General features: G+C 68.8%; 13 protein-coding genes and 1 pseudogene. 5 read left to right on the top strand and 9 right to left on the bottom strand.

Translation table 11 applies throughout. From position 1 onward, the window contains the following. The first annotated feature begins 131 nt into the window (after positions 1 to 131). Complete coding sequence (locus SRB17_RS13280) at positions 132 to 1,340, top strand: L,D-transpeptidase (protein WP_194293984.1); 1,209 nt, start codon at positions 132 to 134, stop codon at positions 1,338 to 1,340. 454 nt (positions 1,341 to 1,794) lie between these two features. Here SRB17_RS13280 and SRB17_RS13275 read toward each other — a convergent pair whose 3' ends face one another. Next, positions 1,795 to 2,388 carry a TetR/AcrR family transcriptional regulator gene (locus SRB17_RS13275; RefSeq protein ID WP_153537860.1) on the bottom strand — a complete coding sequence of 198 codons (594 nt, stop codon included), beginning with the start codon at positions 2,386 to 2,388 and terminating at the stop codon, positions 1,795 to 1,797. A 214-nt stretch (positions 2,389 to 2,602) separates the two neighbouring features. Here SRB17_RS13275 and SRB17_RS13270 point away from each other — a divergent pair, with 214 nt between their 5' ends. After that, entirely contained in the window at positions 2,603 to 3,793 is a 1,191-nt protein-coding gene (locus SRB17_RS13270) for an FAD-dependent oxidoreductase (protein ID WP_153537857.1), read from the top strand. Between the two features lie 13 nt (positions 3,794 to 3,806). Here the strand turns inward: SRB17_RS13270 and SRB17_RS46225 are convergent. The 3 genes and pseudogenes from SRB17_RS46225 to SRB17_RS13255 form a co-directional block, all read right to left on the bottom strand. Continuing rightward, positions 3,807 to 4,432: pseudogene (locus SRB17_RS46225) on the bottom strand (IS5 family transposase); the annotation flags it as partial. A 172-nt stretch (positions 4,433 to 4,604) separates the two neighbouring features. Further along, on the bottom strand, positions 4,605 to 4,976 hold the full coding sequence (locus tag SRB17_RS13260) for a fic family toxin-antitoxin system, toxin component (RefSeq protein ID WP_323375386.1): 372 nt from the start codon (positions 4,974 to 4,976) through the stop codon (positions 4,605 to 4,607). After that, positions 4,973 to 5,230, bottom strand: coding sequence for a hypothetical protein (locus tag SRB17_RS13255; protein ID WP_323375384.1), 258 nt, complete (start codon positions 5,228 to 5,230; stop codon positions 4,973 to 4,975). The genes SRB17_RS13260 and SRB17_RS13255 overlap by 4 nt, the downstream gene beginning before the upstream one ends. Before the next feature lie 294 nt (positions 5,231 to 5,524). Between SRB17_RS13255 and SRB17_RS13250 the strand changes: the two genes are divergently transcribed. Continuing rightward, positions 5,525 to 7,354: a hydroxysqualene dehydroxylase gene (locus tag SRB17_RS13250; RefSeq protein ID WP_153537853.1), complete on the top strand. Its 1,830-nt coding sequence runs from the start codon at positions 5,525 to 5,527 to the stop codon at positions 7,352 to 7,354. Positions 7,355 to 7,505: 151 nt separating this feature from the next. On the opposite strand, the gene SRB17_RS13245 is transcribed toward SRB17_RS13250, so the two are convergent. From SRB17_RS13245 to SRB17_RS48045, 3 genes are all read right to left on the bottom strand, one after another. Then, positions 7,506 to 8,156 carry a TetR/AcrR family transcriptional regulator gene (locus SRB17_RS13245; RefSeq protein WP_228395968.1) on the bottom strand — a complete coding sequence of 217 codons (651 nt, stop codon included), beginning with the start codon at positions 8,154 to 8,156 and terminating at the stop codon, positions 7,506 to 7,508. A 21-nt stretch (positions 8,157 to 8,177) separates the two neighbouring features. Continuing rightward, entirely contained in the window at positions 8,178 to 9,506 is a 1,329-nt protein-coding gene (locus SRB17_RS13240) for an MFS transporter (protein ID WP_194293983.1), read from the bottom strand. Positions 9,507 to 9,608: 102 nt separating this feature from the next. Further along, a complete protein-coding gene (locus tag SRB17_RS48045) occupies positions 9,609 to 10,022 on the bottom strand; it encodes a hypothetical protein (protein ID WP_153537851.1) in 414 nt (137 codons plus the stop codon). Between the two features lie 504 nt (positions 10,023 to 10,526). Between SRB17_RS48045 and SRB17_RS13230 the strand changes: the two genes are divergently transcribed. Beyond that, positions 10,527 to 11,099, top strand: coding sequence for a dihydrofolate reductase family protein (locus SRB17_RS13230; protein WP_153537849.1), 573 nt, complete (start codon positions 10,527 to 10,529; stop codon positions 11,097 to 11,099). Between the two features lie 346 nt (positions 11,100 to 11,445). On the opposite strand, the gene SRB17_RS13225 is transcribed toward SRB17_RS13230, so the two are convergent. Beyond that, entirely contained in the window at positions 11,446 to 11,919 is a 474-nt protein-coding gene (locus tag SRB17_RS13225) for a hypothetical protein (protein WP_153537847.1), read from the bottom strand. A gap of 148 nt (positions 11,920 to 12,067) precedes the next feature. On the opposite strand from SRB17_RS13225, the gene SRB17_RS13220 reads away from it, so the two are divergent. Continuing rightward, positions 12,068 to 12,436, top strand: a complete 369-nt coding sequence (locus SRB17_RS13220; RefSeq protein WP_323375382.1) for a hypothetical protein — start codon at positions 12,068 to 12,070, stop codon at positions 12,434 to 12,436. 269 nt (positions 12,437 to 12,705) lie between these two features. Here SRB17_RS13220 and SRB17_RS48040 read toward each other — a convergent pair whose 3' ends face one another. Further along, positions 12,706 to 14,571, bottom strand: coding sequence for an endo-1,4-beta-xylanase (locus SRB17_RS48040; RefSeq protein ID WP_153537845.1), 1,866 nt, complete (start codon positions 14,569 to 14,571; stop codon positions 12,706 to 12,708). Between the last annotated feature and the right edge of the window lie 304 nt (positions 14,572 to 14,875).

Raw genomic sequence — 14,875 nt, 5'->3', positions numbered from 1 at the left:
TTTAAAGCCGATTGCACTCCTCGGGTAAGCAGCTCCATGGATTCAACTCAGGTAAAGCAGCTCCATGGATTCAACGACCAGCGGCATGGGAGAAGCGTTTGATCACGGCACGTAAGCGAAGCACCGGGCTGATGGCTACGGCCGGCGCACTCGGCGGCGTACTCGCACTCACGGCCCTCGGCGGTACCAGCAACGCTGCCACCAGCGGCAACGACACTGCGAACCATCCGACATCGCCGGCGCGGGGAGATCAGGCCGGCGCTCAGGACGCTTCCGACGCCCGAATAAAGATCACGCCTGGGCAAGGTGCCTACAACGTCGGGATCAACGGCCCCGTCAAGGTCACCGTCAGCAACGGCAGGCTCACCAAGGTGACCATGACCGCCGTCGCGACCGGTGCCGAGATCTCGGGCACCCTGTCCGCGGACGGCACGTCCTGGAAGCCGAACGGCCGGCTGGAGCGGGCCACCAAGTATCAGGTCGCCGCGGAGGCCGAGGACGCCAAGGGCCGCTCCGTCACCGGGAACGCCACGATCACCACGGTCTCCCCGGCCAACGACTTCATCGGGCACCTCTCCCCCGAGGACGGCTCGACCGTCGGCGTGGGCATGCCGGTGACGGTCAACTTCGACAAGGCGATCAGCGACAAGGCCGCCGTAGAGTCGAAAATCCAGGTCAGCTCCAGCAGCGGCCAGCGTGTCGTCGGTCACTGGTTCAACGACGGCCGTCTGGACTTCCGCCCCGAGAACTACTGGAAGCCCGGCTCCACCGTCACCGTCAAGCTCACCCTCCACGGCATCCAGAAGACGGTCACGTTCAAGATCGGCCGGAGCCAGATCAGCACCGTCGACGCCAAGACGAAGCAGATGACCGTCGTACGGGACGGCAAGACGATCAAGACCATCCCGATCTCGTCCGGCAGCCCCGAGCACCCGACGTACAACGGTCAGATGGTCATCGCCGAGAAGTACAGGCAGATCCATATGAACGGTGCGAGCGTCGGCCTCACGAAGAAGGACGGCAAGCCCGCGTACGACATCGACGCCGTACCGCACGCCATGCGCCTGACCGCCTCAGGCACGTTCATCCACGGCAACTACTGGGGCGCCGACTCGATCTTCGGCAAGGCCAACACCAGCCACGGCTGCGTGGGCCTGAAGGACGTCAAGGGCGGCGGCGACGGCAAGCAGCCCGCCGCGTGGTTCTTCGACAACTCGATGATCGGTGACGTCGTCATCGTCAAGAACTCCGAGGACAAGACCACGTTGGCCCCGGACAACGGCCTCAGCGACTGGAACATGCCGTGGACCGAGTGGGTCTCGGGCAGCGCGGCCAGCTGACGCCAGGTCACTCCACGCATATGAACCTGAATCCCTTCCGCCGGGCGGCGGAGCGCTCGACCAGCCCTCGCCCCCGCGAGCCCTCGCACATCGTCAAGCTCCGCCTGCCCGCCTGCCCGCCTGCCGACTCACGGGTGACTGTTACGTGAACGCCGACTCTGCGGGTGCCGCTACATCGTCCACCCAGGTGGAGGGCCTGATCGACTGACCTCAGATCACGCTCGCCGACCACTTCAGTGTCTCGAATACACACCGGCCGCCGGTCCGCGCACGGATCCTCCGCCGTCACCCGACAGGCCCAGCGCCGACTGAGGACTGTGACCAGAATGAGGTGCTGACTGCTCGGGATGACGGGATGTCAGTTCTCGTTGCCAGGCAGGGGTGGGTCCGGCAGAAACGCGTGGTGGGACCAGCCGGGGCTGGTGGAGGACGGGCTCAGGAAACGGTGTAGGCGCTACGGCGCGACCGGCTTGCTTGGCGGTTCCCAGCCGTGGGTGAGGATGTCGAAGATTGCCTCGATGGCGGCCCGGCGGTCCTGCCTGCCGCGAGCGAGGACCGGGATGTCGAGTACGAATCGGGCAAGAGCCATACATGCGAGGTTGTCGTGGTCCACGCCGAACTCGTCGGCGACGGCTGCGCTGAGGCTGTCGGTGTACCGGGTCCACATGCGTTCGGCGTAGGCGCGCAGCACCGGCGTGGAGTTCACCAGGTGGGTGAACTCGGCCGCCTGAGGATGCGCCTCGATCGATGGCCAGGTGTCCAGGACGTGCTGTCGGAGGGCGTCGAGGATGCTCTGCCCGGAGGGGCGCTGCCGCACCGCGGCGATCAATTCAGACTCTCGGTCTTCGTCCTGGTCGAAGACCAGCGCTTCTTTGCCGCTGAAGTGCTTGAACACGGTAGCGGTCGACACGTCGGCGGCGTCGGCGATGTCACGGATGCTCACTTGATCGTAGCCGCGCTCCAGGAAGAGTTGCAGCGCGGCGTCGGCGATCGCCTGCCGGGTGGCCGCCTTCTTGCGGTCGCGGCGGCTGACAGGGGGCACGGTCATGGCTAGAGCGTACCCGATAGTAGAATCTCTCGCTAAGTAGAGTCGTTGTACTTTTCTACTTGCTCTGATTGTATGGGCATTGCGAGTACGTGAGCGGCGCGTCCTCGTCGGCCTGGTCATCACGGCTCCTCTGCGTGGCACGTCCGGTCTCGAGGGCCGACGCCGCCCAGCCCTGCTCGTCCCCCTCTTCTCTTCGCGACTGAAAGGAACAACCATGAAGTCCCCTGAGCCCGCCCGGGCCCGCATCAGCATCATCGGTGCCGGACCTGGCGGACTGACCTGCGCCCGCATCCTCCAGCAGCGCGGTATAGCGGTCACCGTCTACGACCGCGACCCGGGCCCCGACGCACGCAACCAGGGCGGCACTCTCGACCTGCACGCCGACAACGGCCAGTTCGCCCTGCGCGAAGCCGGCCTGCTCGACGAGTTCTTCACACTGGCCCGCCCCGAAGGCCAGGAAATGCGCCGGATGGACCCGAGCGGCACGATCACGTCCCATCAAGTCCCGGAGGCCGACGAGCTGTTCAAGCCGGAAATCGACCGCGGCCAGCTGCGCAACCTGCTGCTCGACTCCGTACAGCCGGGAACCGTGCACTGGGGCCGCGCCCTCGACACGATCAGCGGACCCGCCGACGGGCCGCGGCGGTTGCACTTCGCCGACGGCACAAGCATCGAGACCGATCTGGTCATCGGCGCCGACGGCGCCTCCTCCCGGGTGCGCCCGGCCGTGTCCCCCGCCGTCCCCAGGTACACCGGGGTGAGCTTTCTGGAGGCATGGTTCACCGACATCGAGAACCGGCACCCGCACATCGCCGAGCTGGTGGGCCAGGGCAGCGCGCACGCAGCCGACGGCGAGCGCGGCCTGTTCGCCCAGCGCAACAGCGGAAACCACATCCGCGTTTACATCATCCAACGAGTCCCGGTCGACTGGATCAGCGCGAGCGGCCTGACCGTCGAGGACACCGACGGCATCCGGGCCCTGCTCTTGAATGAATACGCCGCCTGGTCGCCCCGCATGCGCCAGATGATCACCGAAAACGACGGCCCCTACGTCGACCGCCCGATCTTCGCTCTCCCGGTCCCGCATATCTGGGAACACAACCCGACGGTGACCCTGCTCGGTGACGCCGCCCACCTCATGCCCCCGCTCGGCGTCGGCGTCAACCTCGCCATGCTCGACGCCAGCGAACTCGCCCTCGCTCTCGCGAACGCCGCCACCGTCGACGACGCCATCCGCACCTACGAGAAGACCATGCTCCCCCGCTCCACCGAGACGGCCAAGGCCCTCGAAGGCGGCGCCGAACATCTGCTGTCCGCCGATGTGCCCGACTTCGGCAGCGACAACGACGCCCAGCCCTATGGATTGGGGTCAGAGGGAGGTCTCCAGCCGTCGCCAGAGCAGTAGAGCGAAGGCGGTTACCCAGGCCACGCAGGTCACAGCGGTAGGTGTCGTAGTCGTAGCCGCGGTCGGCGTACACCAGCTCGGGGCGTCGACGGGGACGCCCGCGCTTGCCGTTGACCGTCGGGATGGCGTGGACCAGGGGCATGAGCTGGGTGACGTCGTGGCGGTTTCCGCCTGTCAGCGTGGCGGCGAGTGGGATGCCCTGGGCTTCCACGATCACGTGGTGCTTGCTGCCGGTCCTGCCTCGGTCCACCGGAGAGGGCCCGGTCTTCGCACCGCCCTTCATCGCCCGCAGGTGCGAGCCGTCGACCACGGCCCGGGAGAAGTCCAGCAGGTCGGCCGCCCGCAACTCGGCGAGTAGCAGCTCGTGCAGGGCCTGCCACACCCCGGCCTGGTGCCAGTCCCGCAGTCTGCACCAGCGCGTACTCCACCGAGCCGTACCCCAGCTCCTTGGGCAGGAACTCCCAGGGGATCCCCGTGTACAGCACGAAACGGATGCCGTTGACACCCGCCGTCCTCCAGCCGCCTGCGCCCCGGGTACCGTCGCCGACGCTCGACCACCGGCGGCCGCGGAGCGATCCGCTCCCACAGCCCGTCATCGACCTCCCACGGCCTCCGTGCCCATGCCCCACCCCGATCCATCAGATGTAGGGGTCACAGCAACTGGCGGTCTGTCATTCCAAGGCCGCTGCCGCTCATTTCGCCAGGAGTCCTGAGGGTCGACGACATCGACGGCGCCGTGCCCGGAGCGCGCCGCGCTCCGAAGTACATCAAGCTCCAGCGCCAGGACTCGGCCCCGCGCCCCGGTCCGGGATCAGGGCTTCCAGGTGCGCAGGAACGAGGCGATCCGGGCGGCGGTGCAACGCGGGTTGTTCAGCTCCTGAGCGAGCGCGGTCAGTTGCTCGCGAGTGGGGCTGACCGGGATATTGCTGGCCTCGAGATACATGACGGCGACGGCGCAGGCGACGGTGAGGTTGGAGCGCTCCAGCCAGCGGCAGCGGCCCAGGGTGTGCACCAGGGCGGCGGCGCGGGCGACGGCGCCATCGTAGACGGGTGTATCGAGGAGCTCGCCGCGGTGACGGGCGACGGCAGCGATGGGCACGCCGTAGTCGTCGGCGGCCGGGTCACGGTGCCCGGCCCGTTCCGCCACTTCCAGGAGCCAGGACTCGTCGACGTACAGGATCACGCGGCGGCGCCCGGCTGCCGCTGCTCGAACGGGGCGTCGAGCTGCTGCTCCAGATCATCAAGGAATTCGCCGTGCTCATCGATGAGCCGCTGGGCAGCCGCCATGCCGGCGGCGCGAGTGCCGGTGGTGTCCTCGATGATCAGCCGCTCCACGTACCTGTTGAAGTCCAGCCGGCGGGCGCGCGCGGCGGCCTTGCCGGCCTCCGGCACGTCCTCCTCCAGCCTGACCTGCGTCTGCTTCTTGGTGAAAGTCACATCTGCATGGTAGCAGGGTGGTAGCAGCTGTCGCATGGCGCAGCACAGCCGACGTCCATAGTGCGTCCTGGGACGGAGGGTCGGCTCACGGCCACCAGGATCTCCGCCATGACGTCATAACTCGCGCGCCTGCCTTCATGGTTGCCGAGAAGATGCCACTCAAGGCGAATGGCGCCAAGGCCTCGAGCTTCCTCGCCCTCCGGCGACTCGACCCGTTTGTGATTGTGAGGATGCTGTGGGTGGAGGGGGAACAGGGTTCCGGCGTCAGGAGCCTCTCCCTACGCTCCGGTTCACATGACAACAGAACACGCGCAGCAGTCCCGGGAGAACGCCGGACACTCCCGCAGGCGCTTCCTGGCCGCCGCCGGGGCGACGGTCGCCGGCGGATCGGTCGCGGCCACCGCCTTATGGCCCGCCGGCAGCGCCGCGGCCGCGCCGTCCGAGAAGCGCGTCGCCGTTCTGGGCGGCGGCGTCTCCGGCCTCAGCGCCGCCCATGAACTCGCCGAACGCGGCTACGCCGTCACCGTCTACGAGTACTACGACGCCCTCGGCGGCAAGGCCCGCTCCATGGACGTCCCCGGCACTGCCGCCGGCGGTCGCGCACCGCTTCCCGCGGAGCACGGATTCCGCTTCTTCCCCGGCTTCTACCGGAACCTGCCGGACACCATGCGCCGCATCCCCTTCCCCGGCAATCCCGGCGGCGTCCACGACAACCTCCGAGGCGGTACCGAGGCGTTGTTCGCGCGCGGCTCAGGCCGCCCGGACCTGCACTTCCCCCTGCGCCGGGTCACCACCCCGCCCGCACCCGGTGACATCACCCCGGCCTGGCTGCGCGACCAGATCCTGTCCGTCCTCGACCTCGGCACCCGGCTGCCCGCCCATGAGGCCGCCTACTTCGCCGACCGTGTGCTCGTCCACCTCACCAGCTGCGACGCCCGCCGTGAGGATCAGTGGGAGAAGACTGCGTGGTGGGACTTCATCCGGGCCGGCGAGATGAGCGCCGAGTACCAGGTGCTCCTCGGCATCGGCCAGACCCGCAATCTGGTCGCCACCCGCGCCGAGATCGCCTCCACGCGAACGGTCGGCCGCGTCATCATCGAGGCCCTGCTCCTGTGGGGCCTGCTCGGCCGGGGCGTGGACGGCGACGCCGACGTCGACCGGGTGCTCAACGCCCCGACGAGCGAGGCCTGGATCGATCCCTGGGAGCGGTGTCTGCGCTCCCTCGGCGTCGAGTTCGTGCTCGGCACGGAGGTCCGGGAGGTGCTGTACGAGGGCGGCCGCGTGACCGGCGTCCGTGTCGCGCCGCGTGACGGCGGCCCGGAACGCACGGTCACCGCCGACCACTACGTCTCGGCGATGCCCGTCGAACACGCCCGCGCCACCTGGGGCCGGGCCCTGCGCGCGGCCGACCCGCAGCTCGGCCGGTGCGACGCGCTGAAGACGGACTGGATGACCGGCGTGATGTTCTATCTGCGCACGCCCACCCCCGTCGTGCACGGGCACATCAACTGCCTCGACTCACCCTGGGCGGTGACCGGCATCGGACAGGCCCAGTTCTGGGACGTACGGGACTTTTCGCGCGACTATGGGGACGGGCGGGCCCATGAATGTCTGTCCACGATCATCTCCGAGTGGGACAAACCCGGCATCCTGTACGGCAAGACCGCCCGCGAGTGCACCAAGGACGAGATCGTCGCCGAACTCTGGGCCCAGCTGAAGGACGGGCTGAACGACTCGGGCAAGACGACCCTCACCGACGAGGACCGACTCGGCTGGTTCATGGACCCGGCCGTGACGGGTCTCGGCGGCCCCGACCCGCGCAACCGCGAGCAGCTCCTCATCCACCCCACGGGCACCCTCTACAACCGGCCCTCGGCCCGCACCAGAGTGCCGAACTTCTTCCTCGCCGGCGACTACGTCCGTACGGACGTGGACCTGGCCACGATGGAGGGCGCCAACGAGTCCGCACGGCGAGCGGTCAACGCGCTGCTCGATGCGGACAATTCGGACCTCGATCGGTGTCGCGTCTGGGAACTGTTCCGCCCGCCGGAGCTGGAGCCCCTGAAGCGGGTCGACGAGGTACGCCATCGGCTGGGGCTGCCCAACACCTTCGACCTGGGCTGAGCCCGTACGGGTGCCCGGGGTGAGCCTGAAGGGCCGCTGCCCCCGAGCGGCTGCGGCCCTTCACGCGTGTGGCGTCGTGCTGCGCCATGCGCCTGGAGCACTCGCACGCTGCTCGACGTCGCCGGGTTCCTGCGCCGAGCGGGCCTGCACCTCAGCCCAGGTGGCCGGATTTCGGCGCCGCCAGGGCGGCGTCCAGAAGGACCTCGGCGGTCGCCCGGGCCGCGGCCGCCGCGCCGGGGTCGCCGTCCATGCGTACCGAGACCGCGCACCCGTCGTACAGCAGGTGCAGGCGGCGCCCGAGGCTCTCCGCGTCGGGGACGCCGGCCTGCCGGGCCAGATCGGTGAACAGGCCCCGTACCCAGGCCCGGTAGTCGTTGGAGGCTCGTTCCGTGCTGCTTCCCGGCCCTGCCTCCGCGCTCGCGGCGATGAAGGCGCAGCCGCGGTAGCTGGGGCCCTTGAACGACTCCGACAGCGCGTCGAAGACGCCGAGCAGCCGGTCGCGGGGGTTCTCGAAGCGCTCGAGGGCGGCGAGGATGCGGGCGGATGTGGCGGCGTGCCGGGCCTTGAGATAGGCGTGGACCAGCTCATCCTTGCTGCCGAAGGTGTTGTAGAGGGAGGCCTTGGCCACCCCGGCGCGTTCGATGATCCGGTCGATTCCGACGGTCTGCACGCCCTCGGCGTAGAAGAGTTCGTTTGCCGCGGACAGCAGACGCTCACGCGCCGAAGGCTTGGCCCCGGTGCGCGCGTCGTGTGCCCTGGCGCCGTCGGCAACCATCGCCGCCTCCTTGCTGGTTCGTGCCATCGCCCGGCCCTCGCGGTCACTTTAGGCAATGCCGGGCCGCGAACGGCTGCTGCGCCGTTCCGTCAGCAGTCCGAGCACGGCGAGCAGTGCCAGGACGATGACGGCCGCGCCGTACTCCCGGGCGGTGGCCAGCAGGCCGCCGGCGTGGACGACGAGGTAGCCGGCGATCACCGACGGCACTCCCATGCCGAGATAGGACACCACGTACAGCAGGGACAGCACGCCGGAACGTTCGTGGGCGGCGGTCAGCGGTATCACGGTGCGGATGCCGCCCTGGAAGCCGCTGCCGAAGCCGATGCCGGCGACGGCCGAACCGGCGAAGAACAGGGCGGAGGAACCGTTCTCGACCGCGATCAGGGTCAGGGCGACGCCGGCGACGAGGGTGCCGATCCCGGTGAGCATGACGCCGCGCGGGGGCGCCGCGCGCAGCACGAGCGTTGCGGCGGCGGCCACGCCGGCCAGTACGAACAGGGCCAGTCCGCCGTAGACGGCCGACGTGGAGTGGGTGAGGGTCCGCACCAGGGCCGGGCCCAGCGAGGCGTAGAAGCCCGCGAGTGCCCAGACCGCGATCAGGACCGGTGCGGCGTTGAGGACAGCGCGCCGTACGGTCCGGGGCAGCTTGATGTCCGGGACCAGCGTGGCGAGCGCCCCCGGGGTGGGCGTGAGGGTCTCCCGCATCAGGGCCACACCCAGCGCCTGCACCGCCATCACGGCCACCAGCGCCAGGTAGACCAGGTGTGTCGGCGCGGGCAGGTACTGCACGAGGAAGGCCGATGCCAGGGAGCCGGTGGCGGTGCCGAGTCCGGGAGCGAAGGAGTTGGCGACGGTCCCGCGGGGGCGATCGATGTCCAGCATGCCGGCCCCGACCGCGCCCAGTGCGGCACCGGTGGACAGGCCCTGGATCACCCGGCCGATCATCAGTTCCGGCACGCCGTGGGCTGTCGTGAAGACCACCATCGCGGCCACCTGCACGGCAAGGGCCACGAGCAGGACCGGGCGGCGGCCCAGATGGTCCGACAGCCGTCCCAGGGTGAGCAGCGAGACGAGGACGGCGATCGCGTAGACGCCGAACACCACCGTGGTCGTCACCGGGCTGAAGCCCCATTCCGCCTGGTACACCGCGTACAGCGGGGTGGGAGCGCTGGAGGCCGCCAGGAACGACACGATGATCGACGCCAGCAGGTAGAAGGCCACGCGCGCAGGCAGCACACCTGCGGAGGACCTTCTCTGCGCGGGCCGGGCCGGAGAGGCGAGCGGGGCCGGGCCGCCGGTCTCCTCTCCGGCCGGGCCGGTATCGGCCGTCAGCGTGGTGATCACGTCGTGGTCCTGCGAGGTGCACTGCTCCGGCATGCCGCTGTCCTTAGTTTGAGTAGACCGGTCTGTTCATTCTGGACAGCGATGTCCAACAGCGTTTCGAGGTGTTTCCTTCCCGCCGCGCCGGCCGGGTTGCCGTCACCTGTGTTCAGGAGGAGGCGACTCAGGGGACGGCGGGAGCCGGACGGGGGGCGGGACCTGCTGACGGCCCTGCGGTCGCCAGCTGTTCCCGCCGGCCATGCCTTCGGCCGGGGCGTCGGCCGTCCAGTCCAGGAGCAGTCGCAGCGAGTCCGCGGAAGCGCTGCCGGACTCGGGCGCGTAGACCACGAGGGCCTGGGCGGGATCGTCGGCCAGCCGCAGCGTCTCGCAGGAGAGCTCGAGGTCTCCGACGATCGGGTGGTGGAAGGCCTTGGTGCCCGCGGTCTTGTCCCGCACTTGGTGTTCTGCCCACAGGCTGCGGAAATCCGGGCTCCCGGCGGCCAGATCGCCGACCACCGATGTCAGCACCGGGTCATCCGGATACAGGCCGACCTCCAGGCGCGGGTAGGCCACGCGGCCAACCTGGCCGAGGGACCCACTCGACTGCGGCCACCCCGCCGCAGTCGGCAGGTCGACCACCGGGCCACAACCGCACCCCCTGGCCAGGCCTTCCGACAACTTTTCCGTCCTTGACAAATTTACTTGTCGGTCGGATGCTGAAGTCGTGCTGGACGTCACTGTGATCGAAGAACCCGCCGCGACCGAGGCGCCCCGGACCCAATACGGTCCCGGACCCTCGCCACCCTGACCGAGCCCGGGCCGGCCGCCACGCCGGCCGGCGGCCATGCCCGGCAGAAGGTCAACTACCACCGCTGGACGGCGAACCGACCTGGCCGGGCAACGAACGCATCGAGCGGCCGACGGCCTCGTCGCCTGATGCCCCGCGCCCGGCACTACCGGCTCATCAGCACCCGCAGCGGTCCGTGCCCCCCCTTCAGGACACTCCCGCCGCACACGGCGGCCCCGACACGTATCGGTCCGTCCTGCCCACGCGGCTACACCATCAAGGAAAATCCCATGCGCACTGTGATCAGCACCGCCTTCGTCTCGCTCGACGGCGTCGTCGAGGCGCCGGGCGGCGAACCCGGCTACCGCAACAGCGGCTGGACCTTCAAGGAGGTGGAGTTCGTCCCCGAGGCATTCGAGATCAAGGAGCGGGAACAGCAGGAATCCACCGCGATCCTGATGGGCCGGGTCAGCTACGAGGCATTCAGCCCGGTCTGGCCGGACATGGCCGAGTTCGCGCACTACAAGCCGATGCCCAAGTACGTCGTCTCCACCACCCTCACCGAGGACAAGCTGGTCTCCAACTGGGGCGAGACCACCATCCTGCGCTCCCTCGACGAGGTCGCCGCCCTGAAGAAGACCGAGGGCGGCCCGATCATCGTCCACGGCAGCGCCTCCCTCAACCACAGCCTCTCCGACGCCGGCCTGATCGACCGCTACCACCTGCTCGTCCACCCGCTGCTGCTCGGCGCCGGCAAGCGCCTGTTCAGCACCACGGACAAGGACACCCAAAAGCTCAAGCTCATCGAGCACGAGGCCTACAGCAACGGCCTGCAGAAGCAGGTCTTCGACGTCATCCACTGACAACGTTCCGGGCATCCAGCCCTGCCGGCGCCTGCGAGGACGGACGCCACCCGGCCGCGAAGGCACAGGCCGATCCTCCAGCCGCGAGGGCCAGGGCAACACAGCCCGGCCCTCGGCCGACCGGCCTCTCCCAGCGCACCCGCGGCCTGCACTCCCGAGGCCGAGAGCAACGCATTCGAGGCCAGTTGCCGCAACGGCCGCCCACGCTCGAACCGCTTCCAGAGCCATCCAAGGCCACCACGCCCGCCACCGTCCTGGCCGCCACCACTGGCGAGCTCGCCCCGCCCATGCCCAGAGGAACGAACGACGGACGAGCCAGTCACATGAACGGGCGAACGCTGATCCTTCAGTCCGCGACGAATGGGGCGTATCCGACCGGGACCTCTGTGACCTGTAGGTGGGAGAAGAGCAGGGTCAGCCGGTGAGCGTTGGTTTCGATGACGACGTCGTGGAAGTCGATCCCAAGGGTGTGCGACCAACGGCGGGCCGCATCCGACTGGGGAAGCAGTTTTGCGCCCGGGTACATCGGATGCCACTTCACACCCCAGACGAACCCGTCGAGGTCGACACCGGTCTCATGGTCGATGAGGCGGTCATCCAACGAACGCTGCCACGTCTCGGTCGGTACTGACGTCTCGCATCGAGCCTCGACGCAGTACCGGAAGAGATACTGCAGGTAGGACGGCTGGATCCCCGTACTCGGAGCCGCTGTCATGTAGACGACGACCTCGTAGTCACGCATGTAGTTGGTGTACCCGTGGTGCACGACGGCGTGATCAAAGGTCTCTTCCAGCATCTGCTCGAGTACTGCGGCGTCCATGTCGTCGTTCTACCTCAAGACCGAGACTCCCAGGCAAGAGGTAAACCTGCGTCGGTAGCAAGGATCCGCCGGGCAAGTCCCAGCGCGCGACGGTCACTGGTGTCACCACCCCTCGCTACTCTCACCACGTCGAGATCGAGGAGGATCGGTGCTTGAGGGCGTACTGATCGCCGAAAGTCTGAGGGTCGGGGCCGAGTTGACCGGAGTCCCGCTTCACATCACCAAGATCGCGAGAGTGGAGGTGAACAGCGCGACGGCCGAGCAGCCGCAGCAGTGGACTCTCCTGGACTTCGCCGCCGGGGAGGCCGACGCCGAGCGTCTGGCCGAGCAACTGGCTGCATCTCTGGCCCCGACCGGGGGCTGGTATGTCAACTACAACACAGCCACGGAGGCGTTCGTGGTCTTCGCCGGCAAGGTCTTCCGCTACCCGCGCGGACAAGTGGAAGGCCGCCGGCAGGCGCAGGATTACGCGCGCTCCACAGGTATCCCCGAACCGCAGTTGGACTGGCAGGACTGACCCATCGGGCTGCGCATCACGAGCGGAGCCCGCCCGCCGCGGAGGCCACCACCTGGGATCCACCGGATCCACAGGCCAGGACGCGGATCGGTAGGCCGTTCACGGCCCATCAGATGACCACCATGGGCGGGGTCCTGGGCCGCACGCTGGACCCTCCCCCGGCTGGCGCGGGCCTCGCACGCCCTGTACGCGCGTGGCCCGCCGAGTCCTGCGGCCGCTCGCCGACGACCTGGCCACCGGTGTTCCCGGTCCGGGAGACCGGGGATCCATCAGGGTTCGGTGCCGGTGACGAGGGTGCCGCTGACGTACGCGGTCACCTTGGTGGTGTCGGCGTAGGCCGTGTTGGTGCCGCGGCTGTAGTCGTCGCTCTCGTCGAAGTTCGACCAGTCGGTCTTGTTCAGCCGGGTCTGGATGTCACCGGTCGACTTGCCCGCCGCGAGGGAACCGGCGCCGGTCGTGAACCCGACCTCCAGGTAGTGGTCGGCACCCGCCTTCGGGGTCGACATCGCCACCACCTTCTGGGTGACGTTGGCCGCGCCCAGGGCCGCGTAGTCGACCCAGGTGCTGTAGGTGCTCGCGCCGCCCTCGCCGGTGAAGTAGTAGCGCAGGGTCACCTTGGACAAGTCCAGCGGAGCCGTACCGGTGTTGACGATCTGGATTCCCGGCTTGATCTGGTTGTCACCGGGGGCGCTGTCGTTGTTCTTGTACTGCACCTTGAACGCCCCGGTGCCGGTGCCGCCGCCGGACTGCGTGGTGGCCGTCACCGCGGCGGAGGCCGCCGACACGTTCCCTGCCGCGTCCTTGGCCTTGACGGTGTAGGTGTAGGCGGTGGAGGCGGCGAGGCCGGTGTCCGTGAAGGACGTGGAGGTGGTGCTGCTCACCTTCGTCCCCGCCCGGTAGACGTCGTAGCCGCTGACGCCCACGTTGTCCGTCGACGCCGACCACGTCAGCGACACCGAGGTGTCCGTGGCGCCGGAGACCGCAAGGCCCGTCGGCGCCGACGGAGGCGTCGTGTCGGACACGCCGGGCGCCAGGGAGTCGCGTACGGCGGTGTAGGCGGGCTTGGGTTGCAGATTCTCGTCATAGAGGCAGGCGGCCCCCTGACCCGAGAAGGTGCTGGGAACCCACGAGTACTTGTCGTCGAAGTCCCACACCGTGATGCCGGCACAGCGGGACACGGCGAGGCAGGCATTGGTGACCTGCCGGTAGTAGTCGGCCTGGGTCGCGAGTTTGGTGGCGTCCGAGGGAAGCTGCATACGCACGTCCAGCTCGGTGATCGCGACGTCCAGCCCGAGGTCGGCGAAGCGCTGCAGGTTCTGGCGCATGTTCGTGGGGAAGCCGTACTGGATGGCCAGATGTCCCTGGAAGCCGATGCCGTCCAGCGGAACGCCCTGGCTCTTCAGGTCACTGGCCAGCCGGTACATGGCGTCGGCCTTGGCCCCGGTGCCCTCGATGTTGTAGTCGTTGATGTACAGCTTGGCGTCCGGGTCGGCCGCGTGCGCGGTGCGCAGCGCGTCCGCGATGTACTTCTCCCCCATGGCGTTGTAGAACGGGTCGGCCCGGAAGGTGCCGTCATCGTTGAACGGCTCGTTGACCACGTCCCAGGCGTAGATCTTGCCCTTGTAGTGGCTGGCTTCCTTGGTGATGTGGCTCTCCATGGCCGCCTGGACCTGGCCGGCAGGCAGGCTGCTCATCCAGCCGGGCAGCTGACTGTGCCAGACCAGGGTGTGACCGCGGACGCGTTGGTTGTGGGCCTGGGCGAAGTCGACGATCTTGTCGCCGCCGCTGAAGTCGAACTGGCCCTGCTGCGGCTCCGTGGTGTCCCACTTCATGGAGTTGCCGGGCGTGATCATGCCGAACTCGCTGCCCAGGACGGTGGTGTAGGGCGTGTCGGTGAGTTCCGGGTTGTCGGTGGCCGAACCGAAGTAGCGGCCCTGAGCCTCCGCCAGCTGATCCAGGGTGCTGCCCGCGGCGAGGGCAGGAGGGGCAGCACCGACGGCCAGCAGCCCGGAGGCGGCGGTCACGACGGCGGCCAGCGTGCACACGAGCCGCTTGCCGCGGGAGGAGCGGACCGGCTTCCTGGCGGCGGACGCGGACGGCCGTGGTCGTGGTGCACGAGGCAGGGGGAAGGGCATGGCGGTCTCCTTCTCAGCGTGGGCGAGGTGCGCCGGAGGCGGTACGGCGGAGGCAGTACGGCGGCAGCCGTCGCGTGCGCCTGTCGGCGGCGTGCTGGGACCCGGTGGCGGGAGGGACACGGCGAGCGGCCTTCTCCTCCCGCCACCGGACGTGCAGGGGGTTACGGCTCGACGCCGGCGACGAGGGTGCCGTCGACGTACACGGCGATCTTGGTGTTGTCGGCGTACGCCGTGTTCGTGGCGCGGCTGTAGTCGTCGGCCTCGTTGAAGTTCGACCAGTCCGTCTTGTTGAACCGGCTCTGGA

It is taken from the genome of Streptomyces sp. RB17 (assembly GCF_009604455.1).
Lineage (GTDB): Bacteria > Actinomycetota > Actinomycetes > Streptomycetales > Streptomycetaceae > Streptomyces.
The sequence above is the reverse complement of the archived record's forward strand: the minus strand, read 5'-3'. Positions and strand labels throughout refer to the sequence as shown.

Excerpts from the sequence above, each read along its gene's own strand:
- SRB17_RS13280 (WP_194293984.1), top strand. The coding sequence starts at position 132 with ATGGCTACGGCCGGCGCACTCGGCGGCGTACTCGCACTCACGGCCCTC.
- SRB17_RS13275 (WP_153537860.1), bottom strand. The coding sequence starts at position 2,388 with ATGACCGTGCCCCCTGTCAGCCGCCGCGACCGCAAGAAGGCGGCCACC.
- SRB17_RS13270 (WP_153537857.1), top strand. The coding sequence starts at position 2,603 with ATGAAGTCCCCTGAGCCCGCCCGGGCCCGCATCAGCATCATCGGTGCC.
- SRB17_RS13250 (WP_153537853.1), top strand. The coding sequence starts at position 5,525 with ATGACAACAGAACACGCGCAGCAGTCCCGGGAGAACGCCGGACACTCC.
- SRB17_RS13245 (WP_228395968.1), bottom strand. The coding sequence starts at position 8,156 with ATGGCACGAACCAGCAAGGAGGCGGCGATGGTTGCCGACGGCGCCAGG.
- SRB17_RS13240 (WP_194293983.1), bottom strand. The coding sequence starts at position 9,506 with ATGCCGGAGCAGTGCACCTCGCAGGACCACGACGTGATCACCACGCTG.
- SRB17_RS13230 (WP_153537849.1), top strand. The coding sequence starts at position 10,527 with ATGCGCACTGTGATCAGCACCGCCTTCGTCTCGCTCGACGGCGTCGTC.
- SRB17_RS13225 (WP_153537847.1), bottom strand. The coding sequence starts at position 11,919 with ATGGACGCCGCAGTACTCGAGCAGATGCTGGAAGAGACCTTTGATCAC.
- SRB17_RS48040 (WP_153537845.1), bottom strand. The coding sequence starts at position 14,571 with ATGCCCTTCCCCCTGCCTCGTGCACCACGACCACGGCCGTCCGCGTCC.